The organism is Acinetobacter sp. YH12132 (assembly GCF_013418645.1).
Lineage (GTDB): Bacteria > Pseudomonadota > Gammaproteobacteria > Pseudomonadales > Moraxellaceae > Acinetobacter > Acinetobacter indicus.
In genome coordinates this window covers 76,585-99,302 of sequence record NZ_VPBR01000001.1, presented here as the reverse complement: position 1 = coordinate 99,302, position 22,718 = coordinate 76,585, and the positions used below count along the sequence as shown (strand labels likewise).

Below are 22,718 nucleotides of genomic sequence, written 5' to 3'. Positions count from 1 at the left end.
CTCCTGTTATTCAACTACGATCGCAAGCGCGTCATTGATGAGCTGAGCTTGTTGTTTTGCATGCAAATATGGTGAACCACACGCTGGAGCGGCAGAAGCCTCACGACCAGCAAAGCTGATACGAACCTGTTTACCAGCTTTCATCACGTCATCATATAGACGCGGCGCGATGAACAACCAAGCACCTTGGTTCTTCGGTTCTTCCTGAGTCCAAACCAGTTCTTTCACGTTTGGATAAGCTTCAAGAATTTCCGCAATGCGTTGTTCTGGGTATGGATACAACTGTTCAATACGAACAATTGCCGTGTTGTTCAATTCTTTTTCACGACGTTTTTCAAGCAGGTCGTAATACACTTTACCACCACAAAGTACCAGACGGGTCACGTCGGCCTTGTTGATGTTGCTGTCGATTTCGTCAATCACGGTCTGGAAGGTACCAGTTGCCAGCTCATCAAGAGATGAAGTTGCCAGCTTGTGACGCAGCAATGATTTCGGTGACATCACAATCATTGGCTTACGGATTGGACGAATTGCCTGACGACGTAAAGCGTGGAAAATCTGTGCTGGTGTAGTCGGGGTAATCACTTGCATGTTGTCTTCAGCACACAGCTGTAAGAAACGTTCTAAACGTGCAGATGAGTGTTCCGGACCTTGACCTTCAAAGCCGTGTGGCAGCAACATGGTTAAACCACATACACGTTCCCACTTGGTTTCACCAGAGGCGATGAACTGGTCAATCACCACTTGCGCACAGTTAGCGAAGTCACCAAATTGTGCTTCCCAAATGATCAGACCGTGTGGAATCGTGGTCGCATAACCATATTCAAATGCCAGTACCGCCATTTCAGACAATAGCGAGTCATATAAAGCAAAACGCGGCTGGTTTTCTTTCACATGGCACAATGGAATATAAGTTTCGCCATCAACCTGGTTATGCAGTTTGGCATGACGGTGCGAGAAGGTACCACGACCTACGTCTTCACCAGTAATACGTACCAGGTAACCCTGATCTAGCAGTGTTGCATAGGCTAGAGTTTCAGCAGCACCCCAGTTCAGCGGCATTTCGCCGGTCTGCATTTTCAGACGTTCGTCAATCACTTTAGACACCTGACGCTGCATCACGAAACCTTCTGGAAGTTTACGCATGCCTTCACCAAGCTCTTTTAAGCGCTCAGCCGGGAAAGTGGTATCCCATTCGTCAGTGTATTCATGGCCCAGGTACGGCGTCCAGTCCACAAACATTTTCTTGTTCGGTTCAAGAACCAGCGCATTGGCAACGTGATTACCTGCTTCAAGATCGGCACGGTAGTCTTCAACCATTTGGTCTGCAGCAGCGCGATCTAATACGCCCTGTTGTACTAGTTGGTCTGCATACAAAGTACGTGTAGTGGCTTTCTTGTTGATCACCTGATACATCAGTGGCTGGGTTGCAGATGGCTCATCCGCTTCGTTGTGACCACGACGACGGTAACAGAACAGGTCAATCACTACGTCTTTACGGAAAGTATGACGGAAGTCGTGTGCCAATTGCGTTACGAAGATTACTGCTTCAGGATCATCACCATTCACGTGGAATACTGGCGCCTGAACCATTTTCGCGATGTCGGTACAGTATTCTGTAGAACGCGCATCACGTGGATCAGAGGTAGTGAAACCAACCTGGTTGTTAATTACGATGTGCACAGTACCACCCACGGTATAACCGCGTGTTTGTGACATCTGGAAAGTTTCCTGGTTCACGCCCTGACCTGCAAATGCAGCATCACCATGTACGATTAATGGCAATACGTCATCGCCACCAATGTCTTTACGACGTACTTGACGGGCACGTACCGAACCTTCAACCACAGGTCCAACAATTTCAAGGTGCGACGGGTTAAACGCCAATGCCAAGTGAACTTCGCCACCTGGGGTCATTACGTTAGATGAGAAACCTTGGTGGTACTTAACGTCACCCGAACCTTTCTTGTGTAAAGATTTACCTTCGAACTCGCCAAACAGGTCAGCCGGGTTTTTACCCATGATGTTAACCAGCAAGTTCAGACGGCCACGGTGTGGCATACCAATCACGACTTCTTTACAACCAACCGCACCGGCACGTTGAATTAGTTCGTTAACCATTGGAATGAAAGATTCACCACCTTCCACACCAAAGCGTTTTGCACCAACGTATTTATTACCTAAATATTTTTCCAGACCTTCAGCGGCAGTTAAACGCTCAAGGAAGTGTTTTTTCTGTTCTGCATTGAAGCCATACTGACCACGGGCACTTTCAAGACGCTGTTGAATCCAGCGTTTCTCTTTGGTGTCAACAATGTGCATGTACTCTGCACCAATTGAACCGCAGTAAGTTGCTTCCATCGCTTCAACCATTTCGCCCAGCGTGGTATCTGTTTTACCAATCGCCAGGTTGCCTGTGTTGAATACGGTATCTAAATCAGATTTGGTTAAACCGTGCGCAGCAAGATCAAGATCTGGCACTTCTTCGCGTTTTGCCAAACCTAGCGGATCTAATTTTGCTTTTTGGTGACCACGATTACGATACGCTGCGATCAGTTGCAGGACGCCTATTTGACGACGTTCATGCTCAGAGCTTACCGCGCTTTGAGCCACAGACTGAATACGATTTGAGTTGCGACCCAATAAAAGGAATTGCTCACGTACATTGCTATGAGGTTGATCACCTTTTGGGAATTTATCGAAGTACACTCTCCAGTCTTCACCAACTGACTCTGGAGACGTTAAATACTGCTCATAAAGTTCTTCAATATACGCTGCACTATCAGCGGAAAGTTCAGTGTCAAGACGCAGAGCGTCAGCAACTTCTTGCATTTGTGGACCCATTTCCTATTGCAAAAACATTTTTCAGGATGCTTTTTAAGCAAAACCCATGATTGATAATGTCAAATTGGTAACATGACATTCGTCCCCATTCGACAACTGTCATGAGGCGTTATCACTACATTAGGACTACCCAATGTGAATAATGAATCATAACGCCCTGATTGGCATCATCACTCATTTTATACTCGGCCAAAACCGAGCAATTTTTTTGCAAATCGACTTAGAAAAATTAATTCGGCAAATTAGCTTTTCTAAATAGGTTTACTCTAATTTCTGGCTTTCTACATCTCTTTAAATGTTGAAAAAATGTACATAAATTCAACCTCAATTTTTAAATATAGAAGTTTATTAATCGTAACATGATCTCCAACTCTCAATTGATTTTTTTGACGTATACCCCCTATAAATTGGCGAAATACAAGAAACATATTTTGCTCTAACATATGGTGCTTTATTTAATAATTAGAAGCAATTAAGACCAAAGTCCAACGGCTTCTTTATTCCATAAAACAAAAGAGAGCACATCTTTCAATCTGCCCTCTTCAACTTGCGTTATATAATAACATCTTGCACCACTTTTTGCAGTCTCATGCCCCATTTCTGGGCGTATTAAAACAAAATACCATCACTCTATTACACTTTTTTAGAAGATTGATTTAAAACTATTCACCTGCACTTTTCATACCCAGTTTGTATGCAGCAATGCATCTCATCAGACCAACCCCATTCAAGTGTTCAATAAAACAGCATAAAAAAAGCACATCCAGAGATGTGCTTTTTGAATTCACCAAACTGGCGTTCAGATTAACCCGCAGTATCCAGAAGCATGTTACGGATGTGACCGATTGCTTTGGTTGGGTTCAGACCTTTCGGACAAACTGACACACAGTTCATGATGCCTTTACAACGGAACAGCGAGAACGGGTCATCAAGACGCGCCAGACGCTCTTGAGTTGCAGTATCACGTGAATCGATGATGAAGCGGTAAGCATTCAACAGCGCTGAAGGACCCAGGAATTTGTCCGGGTTCCACCAGAATGATGGGCATGAAGTTGAACAGCATGCACATAAAATACATTCATACAAGCCATCTAGGTGCTCACGGTCTTCCTGAGACTGTAAACGCTCTTTTGGTGGCGCAGGCTGGTTGTTGATCAAGAATGGCTGAATCTTGTTGTACTGGTCGTAGAACTGATTCATATCAACAACTAGGTCTTTGATCACTGGCAGACCTGGTAATGGACGAATGGTGATTTCATTTGGTAAATCGTTCAGGTTCCAAAGACACGCCAAACCGTTTTTACCATTGATGTTTACACCATCAGAACCACAAATACCTTCGCGGCAAGAACGACGGAACGTTAAAGTTTCGTCTTGTACTTTCAACGCCAAAAGTGCGTCAAGCAACATACGATGCTTATCAGTCAATTCCAGCTTGAATGTTTGCATGTACGGTGCTTTATCCTTATCAGGATCATAGCGGTAGATATGAAATGTACGAGTACCTCTACTCATCTTGTTTCTCCTGATTAGAATGTACGTGGTTTAGGTGGAATAGCTGCAACAGAAAGCGGCTTGTAACGTACTGGTTTGTACTCAAGACGGTTGTCTGCAGAGAACCACAGAGTGTGCTTCATCCACTCATCATCACGACGACCATAAGAATAAGTCGGGTGATCTGGTGGTAATTCAAAGTCTACAACAGTGTGCGCACCACGACATTCTTTACGCGCAGCAGCAGAAATCAAGGTTGCTTTTGCGACTTCGTATAGGTTTTCAACTTCTAATGCTTCTACACGTGCAGTGTTGAAGACTTTAGATTTGTCTTTCAGGTGGATATTGCGAACACGTGGTTCAAGCGCAAGAATCTGTTTCACACCTTCTTCAAGCAATGCTGAAGTACGGAATACACCTGCGTGATCCTGAACGATGTTACGAATTGCATCCGCAACTTCTTGAGCGTTTTCACCTGAAGTTGATTCGTCAAGTTTACGAATACGGTTCAGCGTGTTTTCAAGTACAGTTGTAGGTAGTGGTTCGTACTCGCCATCGTGCTGTTTAGTTACATACTCAATGATATGTTGACCAGCCGCTTTACCAAATACCACCAGGTCAAGCAGTGAGTTAGTACCTAAACGGTTTGCACCGTGTACAGATACACATGAACATTCACCAATTGCATAGAAACCTTTTACAGGTTTCGCAAAGTCACGGCCTTCTGCATTTGTAGAATATGTGTCAGTGTCTTTGTCGTAGTTAGCAACCAGTGGAGTCGTTTCACGAGATTCTGGAACAACAACCTGACCATGAATGTTGGTCGGAATACCACCCATTTGGTAATGGATTGTTGGTACAACCGGAATTGGCTCTTTGGTACAGTCAACGTTCGCGAATTTCTTGCCAATCTCGAATACAGATGGCAGACGTTTCATGATCGTGTCAGCACCCAGGTGCGTCATATCCAGCAAGATGTAGTCTTTGTTTGGACCACAACCACGGCCTTCTTTAATTTCCTGGTCCATAGAACGTGATACGAAGTCACGTGGCGCCAAGTCTTTTAAAGTAGGAGCATAACGTTCCATGAACGGTTCGCCAGAATCGTTACGAAGGATACCACCCTCACCACGACAGCCTTCCGTTAACAATACGCCTGCGCCCGCAACACCTGTTGGGTGGAATTGCCAGAATTCCATATCCTGTAATGGAATACCTGCACGAGCAGCCATACCAAGACCGTCACCCGTGTTGATATACGCGTTAGTAGAGGCACGGTAAACACGACCTGCACCACCAGTAGCGAATAGCGTCGCTTTAGCTTGGAATACCGCAATTTTACCTGTTTCCTGGTCAATTGCAGTTACACCCAGTACGTCGCCTGCTTCGTTACGGATTAAGTCAAGTGCAATCCATTCAACGAAGAATTGAGTACCCATTTTCACGTTGCTTTGATAAAGCGTGTGAAGCAGCGCGTGGCCTGTACGGTCAGCAGCAGCACATGCACGTGGCACAGCTTTTTCACCGTAGTTTGCAGAGTGACCACCGAATGGACGCTGGTAAATTGTACCGTCTGCGTTACGGTCAAATGGCATACCCAAGTGTTCTAATTCATAAACCACTTGTGGCGCTTCACGCGTCATGAATTCGATCGCGTCTTGGTCGCCTAACCAGTCAGAACCTTTAACCGTGTCATAGAAGTGGTAGTGCCAGTTATCTTCTTGCATGTTACCAAGAGATGCACCAATACCACCTTGCGCTGCAACTGTGTGCGAACGTGTTGGGAATACTTTGGTCAGTACTGCAACTTTCAAACCCGCTTGAGCAAGTTGGTAAGATGCACGCATACCTGAACCACCACCACCAACGATGACTGCGTCAAAAAATTGGTGTGGAATATTTGAATAATCTTCTTTAGGGTTAATCGCGCCCATGATATCTTCCTATCAATTCGCCCAGAAAATCTGGATTGCCCAGATTGCGTATGCAAAAACAGCAATAATCACTGCTGAAGTCAGCACTAGGCGTAAACCTGAAGCTGAAGGACCCATCTGACGAGTAGTCACGTAATCTGTGAATACCTGCCACATACCAATCCATGCGTGTGCAACAAGAGATAAGACTGCCAATAAAGATAAAATCTTCATTGGTAATGTCATCATAAAGCCGTACCACTGTTCAAAGTTAAATCCGCCATTCAGCAGAATCCAACCAAATACCACAACGGTATAAACAGCAAGAACAACAGCACTTACGCGTTGGATAAACCAGTCGCGAGAACCTGAACCCGTTAAACCTGTAGCACTTTTCATTAGAGAACAATCCATACAAAGGCTGCGAGAATACCAATCGCAGACAAGACTAATGCGATAGTAGCTGCAACACGACCACTTTGCAGTTCCTCTGCAACACCAAGGTCAGCAAGTAAATGCTTGACACCAGCGATGAAGTGATAGATTAATCCGGCTACAAATACCCATACGATAAAGCGGACAAAGAAACCGTTAAAGATTTCCTGTACTTCTGCAAAACCTTCTGGCGAAGACAAAGACTTGTCTAATAACCAAAGAAGTACCGGTACGAGTAAAAATACGATGACACCTGAAAGACGGTGTAAAATTGATGCAATAGCCACAGGTGATTTTAAGTTTACTGATAAAACTTGACCCATGGACAAATTGACAGGTCTGTTGCTTTTCACAGCGGGCATCCTGTAAGTAAAAACTCCATCCGGAGTTTGTTGGAATTAATTCGAAGGAAAGCTGGCATTGCTAGGCATTCGAATGCCTATATTCAAAACGACACTGAATTATAAAACGTCAACTATTAAAATACAAACAACCGCACTGGGCTTTTTGAACAAAAAATCCTTAAATAAGAATCATTAACAAATAGGTAATTTATGAAACACATCAACCGGATACATCTTTAAGGCATCATCTCACTGTTTTTTATTAATTTATTTTATATTTCTGCTATTGGTTTTAGCTATAATTGCAATTTTCACCGGACTGAAATATTTAGACTAAAGCAGCACAGTAAATGTCTAGACACTATATTATTGAATCTTTTCACTTTATCTTTGGGTGCCTGAATATTTTTTCCTTGAATATTTGCTATCAGGCAAACAACATGAAATATTTTCAGCGCCCTGCCCGTGCTTCCCGCTTCAGGCCGGCATTTGGATTTTGAGTCTTGCAAAAGCTGACAGATTGCTCTGACTTTACTTGCAATTTCAGCGCATCAGAACAAGTTAACTGGCTGAATGGCTGATTTAATCAGCTATTTTTTAACCAGTTAAACCTAAAAAAATGACAGACTTAGCGCTTTTATTTATGAATAACAAAGCAGCAGCAGAACCGGCAAAGCCCAGCTAAGTTATGAAAAACAGATACATTTCGGAAAGCTTAAAATTCCAGCAGCCTGGCTTTTCAAGAGCTTTTAACGCTAAAAAATTGCTTACAATTAAAGCATTCCTATTATTTTTTTCTGCACCTGTCCGGGAATTTGACTTATTATAGCGCGTCGGTGCTGTGATTTTACTCAGTTTTTCATACGAATATTTTTTGACTAAGCTGCTGTGTCAGCGTCACTTTTTATCCATAAGTATAATTGACAAAATTTCAGTACACACTAATCTTATAGCAAATTTTCGATCCGTCTGATTCGCGCATTAAAAGATTGATACTACGAGTCAGATCAACATTCACCAGGACAGGAGATCTATTGAATGTCTGAAGCAACTGGCAAGAAAGCCGTTTTACAGCTTGATGGCAAAGAAATTGAATTACCAATTTACAGCGGCACATTGGGCCCAGATGTAATTGACGTTAAGGATGTGTTGGCTGCAGGTCACTTTACTTTTGATCCTGGTTTTATGGCGACAGCTTCTTGTGAATCTAAGATCACATTCATTGACGGTAACAAAGGTGTTCTGTTACACCGCGGTTACCCGATTGATCAATTGGCGACTAAAGCTGATTACCTGGAAACTTGCTACCTGTTATTAAACGGCGAGCTTCCAACAGCTGAGCAAAAAGAAGAATTTGACGCGAAAGTTCGTAACCACACCATGGTTCACGACCAAGTTAGCCGCTTCTATAACGGTTTCCGTCGTGATGCGCATCCTATGGCGATCATGGTTGGTGTTGTGGGTGCATTATCTGCGTTCTATCACAACAACCTGGACATCGAAGATGTTAACCACCGTGAAATCACTGCGATCCGTTTAATCGCGAAGATTCCTACTTTAGCGGCTTGGAGCTACAAGTACACTGTGGGTCAACCATTCGTTTACCCACGTAACGACTTAAGCTACGCTGAAAACTTCCTGTACATGATGTTTGCTACGCCTGCAGACCGTGACTACAAAGTGAACCCGATTCTTGCCAAAGCAATGGACCGTATCTTCACTCTTCACGCTGACCACGAGCAAAACGCGTCTACATCTACAGTACGTTTAGCGGGTTCTACCGGTGCTAACCCTTATGCTTGTATCGCTGCGGGTATCTCTGCACTTTGGGGTCCTGCGCACGGTGGTGCGAACGAAGCAGTTCTTAAGATGCTGGATGAAATCGGCACTGTAGAAAACGTTGCTGGCTTCATGGAAAAAGTGAAGACTAAAGAAGTTAAACTGATGGGCTTCGGTCACCGTGTTTACAAAAACTTCGACCCACGCGCGAAAGTAATGAAAGAGACTTGCGACGAAGTTCTTGGTGCATTAGGTATCAACGATCCACAATTAGCGTTAGCAATGGAACTTGAGCGTATCGCGCTTTCTGACGAATACTTCATCAAGCGTAACCTGTATCCAAACGTAGACTTCTACTCTGGTATCATCCTGAAAGCGATTGGTATTCCGACAGAAATGTTTACTGTGATCTTCGCGCTTGCACGTACAGTTGGTTGGATCAGCCACTGGTTAGAAATGCACAGCGGTCCTTACAAGATCGGTCGTCCTCGTCAGCTTTACACTGGCGAAGTTCAACGCGACATCAACCGTTAATCCGGTTCGCGTTCAACGACGAAAAAACCACCCGTTTGGGTGGTTTTTTTATGGACATTCAAACTAAATGCGCGTTTCGACCAGACCGAGGCAACGCCAATATTCAGCGCAAAAGTACGTTAAGCTACCTGATAATGCTCCAGATCTAGGCGCTGTAAACGTCGCTTTAACTCGGCCAGTGACCACGGCCAGGCGGCAAAGTTGCGACCATTCTGGTCCAGATAATAACTTTGACAGCCGCCACGGTTAAACACAGTTTTCTGCACATGAGTCTGTACTTTGGCATTGTGGTATTTCAGCACATCCGGCTTGATTTCAATGCGCTTTAAGCCCTTGGCTTTCATTTGCAATAAACCACTGACAATATAGTCCAGTTGCGCTTCAGCAATGCCAATAAAGGAATCATAGACCAGAATATTCGGCCCGAGCACCAAAAAGGCATTGGGTAAATGCTGGATACTGGTGCCCAAAAAGGCTTCGGGTGAACTGCTCTGCCACAGCTCGGAAAGTCGTTGGCCTTGGGCATTCTGCACACGGCGACCAATCGGTGGATGTGACACCTCAAAGCCCGTTCCCCAGATAATCACATCGACCTCATGCCGGTCACCATTGGCGGAAATCACCGTATTGCCTTCAATTTCCACCAAGCCATGCGGAATTAAAGTGCTATTCGGGGCCTGCAAGGCCGGATAATAATCATTGGCAAACAGTAAACGCTTACAGCCGACCGAAAAATTGGGGGTAACCGCCTGACGTAAAGCCGGATCTTTGACCTGTAATTTTAACAGCTGCCGGCTGAGTACATTCACGGGCTCCAACAAAGGTGGATGACGCAGGCCAAAATTAATCAGATTCAAAGATTGCGATACCGCACCGCGCCAACGCTGCTGGATGGCCGGAAACTTGGCCAGTGTACTTTTCATCACCTGATTCAGAGGCAGATCAGGCTTTGGCAGGACCCACGGCGCTGTACGCTGGAAAATATATAACTCTTTGGCCAGAGGCTGAATTTTCGGAATAAACTGAATGGCCGAGGCGCCGGTGCCAATGACCGCAATGCGTTTACCACGCAGGTCATAGGCATGGTTCCAGCGTGCCGAATGGAACATTTCGCCCTTAAAACTGTCGATACCTTTAATTTTCGGCAGTTGCGGCTCGGTAATCGGGCCGGTAGAGAAAATCACGGTTCTGGCCCGATATCGCCCTTTGCTGGTGTTGAGCTCCCACATCTGTTCAGTCTCATTCCAGCGTGCATCTTGCAGTTCATTATGAAATTCAATCTTGGCATATAGCTGAAAACGGGTCGCCACATCTTCCAGATAACGCAGGATTTCCGGCTGCTTGGCAAATAAATGACTCCAGCCATGACTTGGCGCAAAGGAAAAAGAATATAAGGCCGAGGGCACATCACAACCACAACCCGGATAGGTATTGTCCCGCCAGGTGCCTCCTACCCGGCCGGCTTTTTCCAGCACCAGATAATCCTGATAGCCAGCCTGATTCAGTTTATAGGCCGCTGCCAGACCGGAAATACCCGCCCCAATAATAATGGTGTCATAGACCCGGCTTGGCATAGTAGTTGATCTACCGCGCTGCTCAGTTGTTTGAGAATTTGGCTGATTGGCCCCTGCCCTTGCTGATGCTGCACTGGCACTTTTGGCTTTTCGACTAGGCTTTTTGAGCACAAGATCGGCCGGCTCAGCGACCGTTTGCAACGTGACTTGATCATCTTGTTTCATTTTTTTCTACTCAGGATTTTTGTACATATTTATTGAATAATGGATAACCCACACCCAGCAGCTTGGTATATAAACGCGGCGCGGCACGCTTGAACCACCAGAACAGTTTGGCATCTGGCTGTGGAATGGTATACAGCTCGCCCCGGTCTAAATTGTTTAAGGTCTGCGCTACCACCTGCTCACAGCTGACAAAGGCATGATGGGTCAGCAAATGATCTGCCAGTCCCGAATAATGCGCAGGCAAACGGCCATTTTTCATGATATTGGTCGGCACCAGCGTTGGGCATAACACATTGATGCGAATATTGGCGCCACGTAACTCGGCAGACAGGGTTTCAGACAAGGCCAGTACGCTGGACTTGCTGACGTTATAGGCGGTCATTTCCGGCACTGCGGTATAACCAGCAGCCGAAGCGACATTAATAATCGCACCACCACCCTGCTGTTTCAGTTTCGGTACGAAATAATGACAACCGTGGATCACGCCCCATAAGTTGACCTGCATACACCATTGCCAGTCGGCCAGGCTGACTTCATCAAACTTGCCACCCAGCCCCACACCGGCATTATTGATCAGCAAAGTCACCGGATGGCCCAACAGCTGTTCAGACTGTTCAGCCAGTTGCTGCACCTGCTCGGCCACACCCACATCACATTGCAACGCAAAGGCCGCAGTAGCAAACTGGTGTTCAATCTGCTTGGCGGTTGCTTGAGCCGCCGCCAGATTGATATCGGCACAGATCACGCTGCCACCACGCTTGGCCAGTTCCAGCGCAAAACTGCGTCCAATCCCACTGCCTGCACCGGTCACCACCGCATAGGCCTGCTGGCTCAGTCGCACTTTTTTTGCAAATAATCCCATCATCCTTCTTCATCCTTACACTTTGAGCGCCGGGGTAAATTCCTTGACGAAATACGGCGTTAACACCCCGCTTTCCGGATGCAGCAAACGTTCCTTGTAATAGGCTAAAAAGGCCGAAGTATCATGGTCATTCGGATGAAAACCGGGACGCAGATAATCCAGAATATGCGCCCAGCTACTGCCATACACGCCATCTTGCAGACCAAAAATCAGCTTGATGCTACGCGGCAGGTCTTTCCAGTAACTCAGGCTAAACAAATTAGACGGTTTGCGATAAAACGGCACCAGCAGCGAGGCAATGGAAATCAGCACCAGGATGGTGATGAGCGCCGGGAAGAAACCGGCAATGCGCAAGCCATAACTGTTGGATAAAGACTGGAACACATCATAGGCAATGTCTTTGTGTTCCGATTCTTCCAGCATGTGCCACATCCAGATGGCACGCTGCTTTTCATCATGCGACTGGAAGAAAATTTCCTCATGATTCATCATGTACTCGGCCAGCACCGCGGTGAAATGTTCAATGCCAGCCATCAGCGACAGTTTCATCGGCTGTGGCAAACGGTTAAAGCCGTGATCAAAGACAAATCTGGCCCAGGAACGGAACAGCTCAACCGGCAGATCGGCATCCCGAAAGGCATCATTCAGCTCTTCATGCAATCTGGAATGTAGCGCCTCCTGGCCAATTAGGGAGGTGACCCGCTTTTTTAGCACGGGATCATTTAACAGCTCACGATGATAACGCGCGGTGTCAATCACCAGATCTTCGCCATAGGTCAGGAAAATCGACAGCGAGGCAAAATAGGCACTGGCCAGTTCGGCATTCAAGTAAAATTTGGGGTCTATTTCTTCGGCCTTAAAGTCGAATTTCATATGCCGGATTGGGAGGGCAGCCGACTGTTTCTCGGCATCAAAAGGTGTCGCGCTGAAAAAATGGCGAACAGGCTGAGGTAAAAACTGAGCAATCTGCATGGCTATTCTCTTTGTTTTGTCCATTTGAGCCAGGTCAAGACACCGTGGTCATCGACCTGAATGAGACCAAAACTAAGCCAGCCCTGCATTGAAACCAGTTGCCAAAATCGTCATAAAATTGGCAAATCGTGACTTTAAAAAATATTGTCTGACAATTTGCTCACACTTTTTTCCGCAGAGCTCATTTCCTTGTCAATTGGGGTCAGCGCCTATTTGGACACTCTGTCACTGCGGTTACTGGGCAGATAACGCACTTTGCGTTCTTTGGACTGATAAATCCACTGATGATCGAACAGGCCCTGATTCAGATGTTCAAAACGGAAGTTACCAATCGCTACCGCATAAAAACCGGTGCCCTGCTGTTTCTGCTGCTCGACTTGGGCCATCAGTTCTGTCGGTAACTGCCCCATGATGAAATCGGACACCACCAGCACATCGGCATTGTGAAAATTTGGCTGGGCCAGCATCGACAGGGCATGTTCGATGGCGGGAATAACATCGGTGCCGCCATGAAAAGACTGGCTAAGAAAGTGAATCAGATCATCCAGCGAATAGCCTTCGAGTAAATTCAGGCTGGTCAGCTGGGTCGAGAAGTTAATCAGATACATCGGGCGTTTGGCTTTCATGGCCTGAATTGCCAGATACAGACTCATGGCTTTGGCAATCAGCTCCGGCTGGCCGTGCATGGAACCGCTGGTGTCCAGACACAAAATCATCGGGCCTTTTTGCCCCAGACGCTTGTGCCGTGCTGTTTGATCCTGAATTACCCGACTGCTGTGCTGACCTTGCAGGTTAAAGCTCATCAGGTTGGATTCCAGATATTTCAGGTCAAATAAAAGCGCCAGATCGGGATCGGCCAGTAAGGCCAGCTCGCTCGGCAGCGCCAGATTCAAATCCTGCGCCAGCTGAATGCCGGTAATTTCTTCGTGCCAATGCTGCTCCAGCAATTCCAGCTCCTGCTCTGGCCGATGCTGCTGCACGGCCTGGCGCGGATAATGTGCAGGCTGGGCAGAACCGATTTTCTGACACAAGGCTTGCAGCTCACGATCCTCCTGCAAATAGCTGGCCCATTGCTCAAACTGCTGGATATCCTGTGGTTGTAACTGGCCTCTGGAATAGTCAATAAAAATACCGGTTTCGATGCCGGTGGCATCTTTGTATTTGGCCAGTCGCTGCATCTGGCTGAGAAAATCGCGAATCTCATCCAGAAAAGCATCCCGCTGCAAGGCCAGCTGCTCAAATTCCCAATGAGCAATGGCTTCGGTCAGTTTACGTTGCCATTTTTCTGTTAATAACTGTGCCTGTAGCTCGCGCTGTCCGGCAGAGAAAGTAGCGCTTTGAGTCCAAAACGGGCTTAAATCAGGCAGCCCCAGCTGAGCCTGAAAATCCTGATATTGCACCTGCATCTGCTGAAACTCGGCGCTATTGATGGAGGGCTGCGCCAGCCAGTGTTCCAGTTGCTGCTGCACTTCCCTATAAGGATGCTGCTGATCGAGACTGGATTTGGCCTGATAGGCCCAGGCCCGGACTTTATCATCCAGATGCTGACTGACTTTCTGATCATCCAGCCAGTGTTTTAAGGAGGAGTCGGCTAGTTCCTGATACAGCTGTCCGGTCAACTGCTCTAACGCTGTATGCTGACGCTGATGCTGCTGCAGGTCTAGCCTTGACATAGCTGTTCCAGCCGCGCGCAGTCTTGCAGTTGCAGCTGATAGCGCTGTAACTGCTGCTGCACATGCTGTTGTAACTGGGCACTGTCGGCGGCGGCAACAAAGACTGAAGCAAAATGTGCTGACTGGGCATCAAAACGCTGCTGTAACAGGGCTAAGTCTTCGCTCAGTGCATTTTGTAGCTGGGCAAGCTCTCCCCGCAACTGCTGCACCAACTTTTCATCAATGACACGGCGTGCGCTGCCTTTCGGGTATTTAATATACGGTGTGACCACTTCTTCCAGCCCATAATAGCCGCCTTTTAAGGTACAGAGCCGGCCGCCATTAAAGTTACACACGATGCCGCGAATTTCCTCACCGGAAGCATCCACAGCAAAGAAATCCTGTTTGCTGTCCATTTTATTTAATAACAGATACAGCACTTTATCCTGATAATGATGATCCAGGTGAGTCACTGCTCTTAAGTACTCCTTGTCCTGAATCAGATAGCTTTCATAGACATCATCGGTATAGTAAAAAGCGTTCAGCATCTGCTGTTCCAGCTCGTCTTTGCGCTGAATTAGTGACTCCAATTGCAAATCGGCATGCAAGCCAATCTCCAGAATGGCCTGATCAATCAGCTTGTGCATCTCCCGAATATCTTCCAGCTGATTCCACAGGCAGGATTTCAGAAGATACAGATCACTGACCAAGACCTGCGGCCGGCCATTTAAAAATGCCGCAGCTTTGAGCAGATAGGCTACACGTTGCCAGCGCCGGTCCGAAATATAGACCGACAAGCCATCGACATGCTGCTGTAAATACTGGCGAATCAGATCAATCACCTGTAATACCAAAGCCGGCAGCTCAATTTCATGAATCTGTTCGCGCCATTCGGCCAGCTCGGCCTGGGTAATTTTAAGTGATTCATCAAGCTGTAAATGAGCACTGCCCGGTTTGGCTTGTAGCAGCTGATGAAAATTGCCGGCCTGCTGAATGGGTTCGACCACCAGACGCAAAATAAAACGGTCATACAGCGCATCCAGTCCCTGATTCGGTTCAGGAATTTCATTGGATGCACCAATCAGCACACTTAAGGGCACCTGCTGCAGCTGCTCGCCATTTTTAAAGACTTTTTCATTCACCAAAGTCAGCAAGGTATTTAAAATGGCCGGGCTGGCCTTCCAGATTTCATCCAGAAAAGCAAAATCGGCACAGGGCAGATAATGCTCGGTTTTACGGATATAGTGATCTTCTTTTAGAGCTTTAATTGACACCGGGCCAAAAATTTCTTCCGGGGTACTAAAGCGGTTCATCAAATATTCAAAATAGGCATCGACCTCAAAAGCGGCTGCAACCCGTCTGGAAATCAGGCTTTTGGCCGTGCCCGGCAAGCCGTATAAAAAGGTATGACTGCCGGCCACAGCGGCCAGCAAGGTTTGTGCGATCACCTGTTCACGTTCATACATCTGCTGGGACATTTGCGAAATAAGTGTATGAATACGTGCTTTCATCGAATACCTGAACGTGCGCGAAAAACTGCATTGTAACGGTTTGCGGAAATGAAGAAAAACCGGCAAGCCACCGCAGATGAAATTTTTGCTACAAATTTACCTGCCAGTTTTGTTATAACTGGGAAAATTGAATGGCCCGACCTGATCTTTCACCATGCTGTTACTGAAACTGTTACCGCTACTGCTACGCCTGCTTAAACTGGAGCAGTTTCGCTGCCGGGCTTTAACCCCGGGCGAAATTGCGTTATGCCAGCGCGTGTTCGGGCAGCTGATTGATTACAGCCGGGTCAGCATCATGAATCATCCTTATTTGCCCTGGCAACCGGCGCATATTCTGATGGCGCCGCAAGGTTATATTCATGTGCGTGATCCGCTGTACCGGGAAGATTATAGCCAGGCACCGCTTGCCTTTCAGGCGGTGCTGATTCATGAAATGACACATATTTACCAGCATCAGCAGCAGATTAATGTGCTGCTGAAAGGTGCGCTGCTGCAAACCGCTTTTTATCTGTCTGCCGGGCGGTATAATCCCTACCGTTACCAGCTGATTCCCGGTAAACCGTTTTTTGCCTACAACATTGAACAGCAAGGCGATATTGCCCGCGATATTTTTTTAAACAAGATTGACAATATTATTCTGCATCCACCGGCTTAAACTGCGCTGCAATAGCGTTTGCATATTGAAAAATGCCGGTTTTTTGTGCCATCAGGCCCGATTCACCGAACCCATGCTTTTGTTACTCAAGCTTACTAAATAAAGCATTATGCGCCTTCTCTCACGGCGCGAATTGCCGCTACTATGCAATTATCCTGAATATGCTCTAGCATCTGAATTAATTTAAGATAAAATAAACCCGTCTGATTTTTTGCATTGCAAAATAAGATTTTATCAAGTCGTATGCGTATTACTTTTTATACTTGAGCCAGTCGGCAGTACTTTTTAGTATCAGAATGCACCGCTGCCCGATCACCATAATTACAAGCGGCAGCCCGTGTATTCAAAACCCTATAGGAATAGGACGTAAATTAATGAAATCTTTTAAAATTGCCCTTGCACAGTTCTCTCCATACATTGGCAATCTCGAAGCAAATGCGCAAAAAATGCTTGAACAAGCAAATGAAGCGAAAAAACAACAGGCTGACCTGATCATTTTCCCAGAGCTTTCTCTGATTGGTTATCCAGCAGAAGATTTGCTGTTACGCCCAAGCCTCAAAAAACGCACGCAAAAAGCGTTTGAACAGCTCAGCCAGATTAAAGACATCGTTGTGGTATTTGGTTTTGTCAATGAAACTGAAGATGGCCAGCGTTATAACTCGGCTGCGGTAATGAAAGATGGCCAGATTCTGGGTATTTATAACAAGCAGAATTTACCGAACTACGGCGTGTTTGATGAAAAACGTTATTTTAACGAAGGTCATCAACATCTGGTCTTTGAATACTTGGGGCATAAATTTGGCGTACTGATTTGTGAAGATGTCTGGTCTTTAGCCACTGTACAGCAACTGGCCCAGCTGAATGTAGAAACCGTGCTGGTGCTGAATTCATCGCCATACGAAGTTGGTAAACCACAGCACCGTATTGATACCATGACTGCGCTGGCCAAACAGCTGAATCTGAACCTGGCCTATGTCAATCAGGTTGGTGGTCAGGATGATCTGATCTTTGATGGCACCAGCTTCCTGATCAGCAAAGACGGTGAACTTGCTTTACGTGCGCCAACCTATCAGGAACGCCTGTTTGTGGTGGAGTATGAAGCCGAACAGCAGCGCTATAAAACGGGCGAACAGGCGGCAGCCCTCGACACCATGGCTGAAATTTATCAGGGTCTGGTGCTGGCAACACGTGACTATGTACAACGTTCAGGTTTCCCAGGCGTGATTCTGGGTTTATCTGGCGGGATTGACTCTGCACTAACCTTGGCCATTGCGGTTGATGCCCTGGGTGCAGACAAAGTACAAGCGGTGATGATGCCGTATACCTATACCGCGCAAATTAGTGTAGAAGATGCTGCACAGCAAGCCAAAACCATGGGTGTGACCTTTGGCATTGCCGAAATTCACTCGATTGTGAACAGCTTTATGCAAACCCTGTATCCATTCTTTGGCAATAGCCCGGTTGATACCACCGAAGAAAACCTGCAGGCCCGTGCCCGCGGTACGTTGCTAATGGGCTTATCCAATAGATTTGGCAACCTGGTCCTGTCGACTGGTAACAAATCTGAACTGTCAGTCGGTTACTGCACCCTGTATGGCGATATGGTTGGTGGTTATGCAGTTCTCAAAGATGTCTACAAAACCATCGTGTTTGAACTGGCCAAATACCGGAACAGTATAAGCGAACAGCCGGTGATTCCGGAGCGTGTAATTAGCCGTCCGCCATCAGCTGAACTGAGCCCGGACCAGAAAGATCAGGACTCTTTGCCACCGTATGATGTGCTAGATGCGATCCTGTATGCCTATATTGAAGAAGACCTGAGCCAGGACGATATTATTGCCAAAGGCTTTGATCAGGCTGTGGTTGAAAAAGTGGTGCGTCTGGTTGACCGCAATGAATACAAACGCCGTCAGGGCGCAATTGGTCCACGCATTACATCACGTTCTTTTAGCCGTGAACGCCGTTATCCATTAGTCAATGGCTGGAAACCGGGCCTATAAGCCCCTGATCTGATCCATCCTAAAAACCTCAAGCCAGTCTTGGGGTTTTTTATTGTCTGCTGGAATGAGGCTACTTAGAATACGCATCTTCCCCTGCCATCTAAACCGATCCTATATTTTTGAGTTCTACGTCATTCAAAAAAACCAATATCAATGAATCGTCTAGGTTGACTAAAAACAGATAGACAACGGTCTATGTTTAACCCTATGTTCAAGATATGCATGAGCTAAAATTGGATGCAATGGATTTCATATGACACTAAGAAATACCCTGCAGACTTTAGAACAGATTTATCATTATTTAACTGAACGTCCGCATTTTCATCGCTATAGCCAGTATGAGCACCTGAACGCGTTTTTCGCCGAAATCCATGATACAGGCAGTATCGAGTTTGAAGCTGGGCAGTCTTATCTGTTTAAAGGTATATTTAATGGCAAGCCTAAAGTGATTGATGGTTCTAAAGCGCCGGCCCTTGCGCATAAACAGGAATTCTTAAGCTGGGTACAGCAACAGCTGAATTCCTAAGCCAGCATTTTATTCATCGCTGGTATCTAAATTGCGCGGAGAGTTTGCACAACATTTTTTTGGACTTTTTGAACAGACAAAAAAAGAGACCAAGCTGAGAGCTTGGTCTTTTAAAATGGTGGCTATGACGGGACTTGAACCTGTGACCCCCGCATTATGAGTGCGGTGCTCTAACCAACTGAGCTACATAGCCGTAAACTGTGTGCGCATTATCTAAAGTTCGGACTTTATCGTCAAGATATTTATCTACTCAAATGAACACTGTTTAAGCAAAACATGACGTTTTTATTAATTTTTAACCGGATTTGCAATTTTTTACTTGGGTCAAACCCTTTCGCTGACTATGATGAAACTTTCCAGGATCAATCATTTGAACACAATGCAGTTAAAAATATGGATCAGTAGTCTGCTAGTTGCGACATTATCGGGCTGTCAGCTGGTTGCCCCACTCATGGTGGACTATAACGGGGTACGCCGCGATGTCGCAGAATTTATTAATGGTCATCTCTGGTTCACCATTCCGCAAAAACGCATTCTGGTCGAGTATGCCAAAGGCCAGCAGAAGATTTTAACCGCAGATCGCCTAAGTCCTGAAGCACAACAGGCGCTTGCACAGGAACGCTATGAAGGCCGTTATTGTGCTGCACAAAAAATTACCGTGTCCAAACTGGATCAGGTCGATGAGAAAATTTTTGTCTATGCCGACCAGCAGCAACGCTGGCAACAGATTCAACAGCTACAGCAGACGCTGAAGCTGGATGTGCAGCAGCTCAACTGCGAGCACAGATTTTAAAGACAAAAAAAAGATCACATAAGGATGTGATCTTTAAAAATGGTGGCTATGACGAGACTTGAACTTGTGACCCCCGCATTATGAGTGCGGTGCTCTAACCAACTGAGCTACATAGCCGTAAACTGTGCGCGCATTATCTGCTGTAATGTTTATAACGTCAAGCCCTTCTACAGGCTAATTGTACAAAATTTGGTGAAGTGAACCGATAAGCCGGGTTCTGTCGAGAACGATCATTCCTCTAGGCGTACAATCACTCATACGCTCAAGCGACCTACCCGAATCCAGTACGGGCCGTACCTCAGGATTCCTATTTGGTCTTGCTTCTGGTGGGGTTTACCATGCCATGAACTGTTACCAGTCATGCGGTGCGCTCTTACCGCACCCTTTCACCCTTACCTTCGATTTCTTCCGAAAAAGAAACCTGAATGAAGGCGGTCTACTCTCTGCTGCACTTTCCGTCGGCTCACGCCGCCCAGGCGTTACCTGGCACCCTGCCCTATGAAGCCCGGACTTTCCTCCCCTGCTTTAGTCACGGAGACCTCCACAGCAGCGATCGTCTGGTTCACTTCGAGGGCGCATCTTAACAAATAAATGCACTAATTGCTCGTGCTTTTTTGATCAATCAGTTTTTGATACTTTTCCAGCAATTGTTCCTGGGTTTCGACATGATGGGGATCATGCGGAATACAGTCCACCGGACAGAATAACTGACACTGCGGTTTATCATGATGCCCGACACATTCGGTACACAGCGCCGGGTTGATTTCATAAATCAGCTCGCCCATGAAAATAGCCTCATTCGGGCACACAGGTTCACAGACATCGCAGTTAATGCATTCATCGGTAATATATAAAGACACGCTACCAACCTTGTTGATGTTTGCGTTCAAAGGCTTCGACCACGGTTTGCGGTACAAACTTGGTCACATCTCCTTTTAAACGCGCAATTTCACGCACCAGCGTAGATGAAATAAACGAATATTGCTCTGACGGCGTTAAAAATACCGCTTCAAAATTGGTATCCAGCTGACGGTTCATATTGGCCAGCTGAAACTCGTATTCAAAGTCAGACACTGCACGTAAACCACGCAGTACCGCCGTGGCCTGCTGTTCGCGGAAGAAATTCACCAGCAGGCCATCAAAGCCGACAAATTCCACATTGGGTAAATGGCTGAGTGAGGTTTTGGCCAGTTCTACCCGCTCATCTAGAGTAAACACCGGATTTTTATGATGACCAATGGCAATTGCGACCACCACTTCATCAAACATTCTGGCCGCCCGTGTTACTAAATCGATATGACCATTGGTGATTGGATCAAAGGTCCCCGGATAAATCACGCGAGTTTTAGACATCCATTTTTACTCTAGTTGGTTTTGTAGAGCCATATTTTAGCAAAAACTTGATTTATTGGTGAATAAACTCGGCCAATTTCACAAAAATCCTGCGATAGTGCTGTAATTCAGCGCTGATTTTGGAATTGTCAGCATGCCTGTGTTTGGGGCACAATAGGCCTAACGTTGGAAGTGACTCATTATGGCGAAAGCAACTGTAGTTAAAAAAAATACCAGTGGCACGATTGCACAGAACAAACGTGCACGCCACGATTATTTTATTGAAGAAAAATTTGAAGCCGGACTGTCCCTGCAAGGCTGGGAAGTCAAGTCTTTGCGTGCCGGTCGTATGAGCCTGACCGAAAGCTATATCACCTTTAAAAATGGTGAAGCCTTCTTATTTGGCGCCCAAATTCAACCTTTACTGTCGGCTTCGACCCATGTGGTGCCTGAAGCGACCCGTACCCGCAAGCTGTTACTGAACCGCAAAGAAATTGCCAAACTGCTCGGTGCGGTGAACCAGAAAGGTTATTCCTGTGTGCCGCTGGTCTGTTACTGGAAAGGTCCGCTGGCCAAACTGGAAATTGCCCTGGTGAAAGGGAAACAGCTGCATGATAAACGTGCCACTGAAAAAGACCGTGACTGGCAGCGTGATAAAGCCCGTTTAATGCATAAATAAGCACGTTTGAACACAAGTACTTGATGTAAAAATGCCTCCAACATGGGAGGCATTTTTTATTGCATCATTGGAAAGCAAACTTATTTCTGTTTTAAGCCCACCAGATAAGCGCCAAACTTCACCGCTGTTTCCAGGTCACCTTCTGGCGGGGTAACGTCAACGCTGGCATTGTCAGACTGGGTCATTAAGCCCAGAAAGCTCGACATCCGGTTAATATCATGCGGACTACGGCCTGTTGGCATAAACGGCAAGCCCGACCATAACATGCCATGCTGCATGGCAAATAAATTGATCTGCTGTAACACCGCCAGCTTGTCACCGCTTAAACCGCCGCCATTGGTAAAGCCAGCAGCAATTTTGCCCTGCCAGCTTCGCGCCAGCCAGCGTTTTGAAGATTGTTCCATAAACTGTTTCAGTGCCGAAGTCAGACTGCCCATATAGGTTGGACAGCCCATGACCAGAATATCGCTCTGATCCAGCACATCCCAATCGACCTCGCTCACTGCCATTAAATGTACTTCAGCTCCGGCTTTTTCGGCGCCCTGCACAATATGCTGTGCCACCTTAGCGGTATGGCCATAGGGACTATGATACACAACACAGACTTTTACTTGCGACACAGATGTTTGATCAGTAACAGACATGGAAACTTTA

At 46.3% G+C, this 22,718-nt stretch carries 19 protein-coding genes, 2 tRNA genes and 1 other RNA gene; 6 read left to right on the top strand and 16 right to left on the bottom strand.

Annotated features, from left to right (window positions below):
- Positions 1–6: 6 nt before the first annotated feature.
- From FTU67_RS00460 to sdhC, 5 genes are all read right to left on the bottom strand, one after another.
- Positions 7–2,832, bottom strand: a complete 2,826-nt coding sequence (locus FTU67_RS00460; protein WP_180006796.1) for a 2-oxoglutarate dehydrogenase E1 component — start codon at positions 2,830–2,832, stop codon at positions 7–9.
- Positions 2,833–3,648: 816 nt separating this feature from the next.
- Complete coding sequence (locus tag FTU67_RS00455; protein ID WP_005176256.1) at positions 3,649–4,359, bottom strand: succinate dehydrogenase iron-sulfur subunit; 711 nt, start codon at positions 4,357–4,359, stop codon at positions 3,649–3,651.
- Positions 4,360–4,373: 14 nt separating this feature from the next.
- Positions 4,374–6,272, bottom strand: a complete 1,899-nt coding sequence (locus FTU67_RS00450; RefSeq protein ID WP_005176254.1) for an FAD-binding protein — start codon at positions 6,270–6,272, stop codon at positions 4,374–4,376.
- A 12-nt stretch (positions 6,273–6,284) separates the two neighbouring features.
- Positions 6,285–6,650 carry a succinate dehydrogenase, hydrophobic membrane anchor protein gene (sdhD, locus tag FTU67_RS00445; protein ID WP_005176252.1) on the bottom strand — a complete coding sequence of 122 codons (366 nt, stop codon included), beginning with the start codon at positions 6,648–6,650 and terminating at the stop codon, positions 6,285–6,287.
- Positions 6,650–7,048, bottom strand: coding sequence for a succinate dehydrogenase, cytochrome b556 subunit (gene sdhC, locus FTU67_RS00440; RefSeq protein ID WP_005176242.1), 399 nt, complete (start codon positions 7,046–7,048; stop codon positions 6,650–6,652). The genes sdhD and sdhC overlap by 1 nt, the downstream gene beginning before the upstream one ends.
- Positions 7,049–8,068: 1,020 nt before the next feature.
- Between sdhC and gltA the strand changes: the two genes are divergently transcribed.
- On the top strand, positions 8,069–9,343 hold the full coding sequence (gene gltA / locus FTU67_RS00435; RefSeq protein WP_005176240.1) for a citrate synthase: 1,275 nt from the start codon (positions 8,069–8,071) through the stop codon (positions 9,341–9,343).
- Between the two features lie 119 nt (positions 9,344–9,462).
- On the opposite strand, the gene FTU67_RS00430 is transcribed toward gltA, so the two are convergent.
- From FTU67_RS00430 to FTU67_RS00410, 5 genes are all read right to left on the bottom strand, one after another.
- Entirely contained in the window at positions 9,463–10,917 is a 1,455-nt protein-coding gene (locus FTU67_RS00430) for an NAD(P)/FAD-dependent oxidoreductase (protein WP_180056931.1), read from the bottom strand.
- A 175-nt stretch (positions 10,918–11,092) separates the two neighbouring features.
- Positions 11,093–11,944 (bottom strand): SDR family oxidoreductase, encoded by an 852-nt coding sequence (locus tag FTU67_RS00425; protein ID WP_180056933.1) that lies wholly within the window; start codon positions 11,942–11,944, stop codon positions 11,093–11,095.
- Positions 11,945–11,959: 15 nt separating this feature from the next.
- Positions 11,960–12,916 (bottom strand): metal-dependent hydrolase, encoded by a 957-nt coding sequence (locus tag FTU67_RS00420; RefSeq protein ID WP_180056909.1) that lies wholly within the window; start codon positions 12,914–12,916, stop codon positions 11,960–11,962.
- Between the two features lie 209 nt (positions 12,917–13,125).
- On the bottom strand, positions 13,126–14,589 hold the full coding sequence (locus FTU67_RS00415; protein WP_005176227.1) for a VWA domain-containing protein: 1,464 nt from the start codon (positions 14,587–14,589) through the stop codon (positions 13,126–13,128).
- Positions 14,577–16,079 carry an AAA family ATPase gene (locus tag FTU67_RS00410; protein ID WP_180056910.1) on the bottom strand — a complete coding sequence of 501 codons (1,503 nt, stop codon included), beginning with the start codon at positions 16,077–16,079 and terminating at the stop codon, positions 14,577–14,579. Before FTU67_RS00410 ends, FTU67_RS00415 begins: the two co-directional genes overlap by 13 nt.
- 154 nt (positions 16,080–16,233) lie before the next feature.
- Between FTU67_RS00410 and FTU67_RS00405 the strand changes: the two genes are divergently transcribed.
- From FTU67_RS00405 to FTU67_RS00395, 3 genes are all read left to right on the top strand, one after another.
- Positions 16,234–16,734 (top strand): hypothetical protein, encoded by a 501-nt coding sequence (locus tag FTU67_RS00405; protein WP_016659914.1) that lies wholly within the window; start codon positions 16,234–16,236, stop codon positions 16,732–16,734.
- Positions 16,735–17,108: 374 nt separating this feature from the next.
- Positions 17,109–18,734, top strand: coding sequence for an NAD+ synthase (locus tag FTU67_RS00400; RefSeq protein ID WP_180056911.1), 1,626 nt, complete (start codon positions 17,109–17,111; stop codon positions 18,732–18,734).
- 253 nt (positions 18,735–18,987) lie between these two features.
- The gene (locus FTU67_RS00395) at positions 18,988–19,260 is read left to right on the top strand and encodes a hypothetical protein (protein ID WP_180056912.1); all 273 of its coding nucleotides are present in this window, start codon (positions 18,988–18,990) and stop codon (positions 19,258–19,260) included.
- A gap of 116 nt (positions 19,261–19,376) precedes the next feature.
- On the opposite strand, the gene FTU67_RS00390 is transcribed toward FTU67_RS00395, so the two are convergent.
- Positions 19,377–19,453 (bottom strand) — tRNA-Met (locus FTU67_RS00390).
- Between the two features lie 186 nt (positions 19,454–19,639).
- Between FTU67_RS00390 and FTU67_RS00385 the strand changes: the two genes are divergently transcribed.
- Entirely contained in the window at positions 19,640–20,053 is a 414-nt protein-coding gene (locus tag FTU67_RS00385; RefSeq protein WP_225876425.1) for a hypothetical protein, read from the top strand.
- 40 nt (positions 20,054–20,093) lie between these two features.
- Here FTU67_RS00385 and FTU67_RS00380 read toward each other — a convergent pair.
- The 4 genes from FTU67_RS00380 to coaD form a co-directional block, all read right to left on the bottom strand.
- Positions 20,094–20,170 (bottom strand) — tRNA-Met (locus FTU67_RS00380).
- 73 nt (positions 20,171–20,243) lie between these two features.
- An RNA gene (rnpB, locus tag FTU67_RS00375) (RNase P RNA component class A) lies at positions 20,244–20,622 on the bottom strand.
- Between the two features lie 27 nt (positions 20,623–20,649).
- Positions 20,650–20,913 carry a YfhL family 4Fe-4S dicluster ferredoxin gene (locus FTU67_RS00370; RefSeq protein ID WP_034597403.1) on the bottom strand — a complete coding sequence of 88 codons (264 nt, stop codon included), beginning with the start codon at positions 20,911–20,913 and terminating at the stop codon, positions 20,650–20,652.
- Between the two features lies 1 nt (position 20,914).
- Positions 20,915–21,406, bottom strand: a complete 492-nt coding sequence (gene coaD / locus FTU67_RS00365) for a pantetheine-phosphate adenylyltransferase (RefSeq protein WP_005176208.1) — start codon at positions 21,404–21,406, stop codon at positions 20,915–20,917.
- Positions 21,407–21,587: 181 nt separating this feature from the next.
- Here coaD and smpB point away from each other — a divergent pair, with 181 nt between their 5' ends.
- Positions 21,588–22,064: an SsrA-binding protein SmpB gene (gene smpB, locus FTU67_RS00360; protein WP_005176206.1), complete on the top strand. Its 477-nt coding sequence runs from the start codon at positions 21,588–21,590 to the stop codon at positions 22,062–22,064.
- Positions 22,065–22,144: 80 nt separating this feature from the next.
- On the opposite strand, the gene FTU67_RS00355 is transcribed toward smpB, so the two are convergent.
- Positions 22,145–22,708, bottom strand: a complete 564-nt coding sequence (locus FTU67_RS00355; protein ID WP_104500249.1) for a flavodoxin family protein — start codon at positions 22,706–22,708, stop codon at positions 22,145–22,147.
- Between the last annotated feature and the right edge of the window lie 10 nt (positions 22,709–22,718).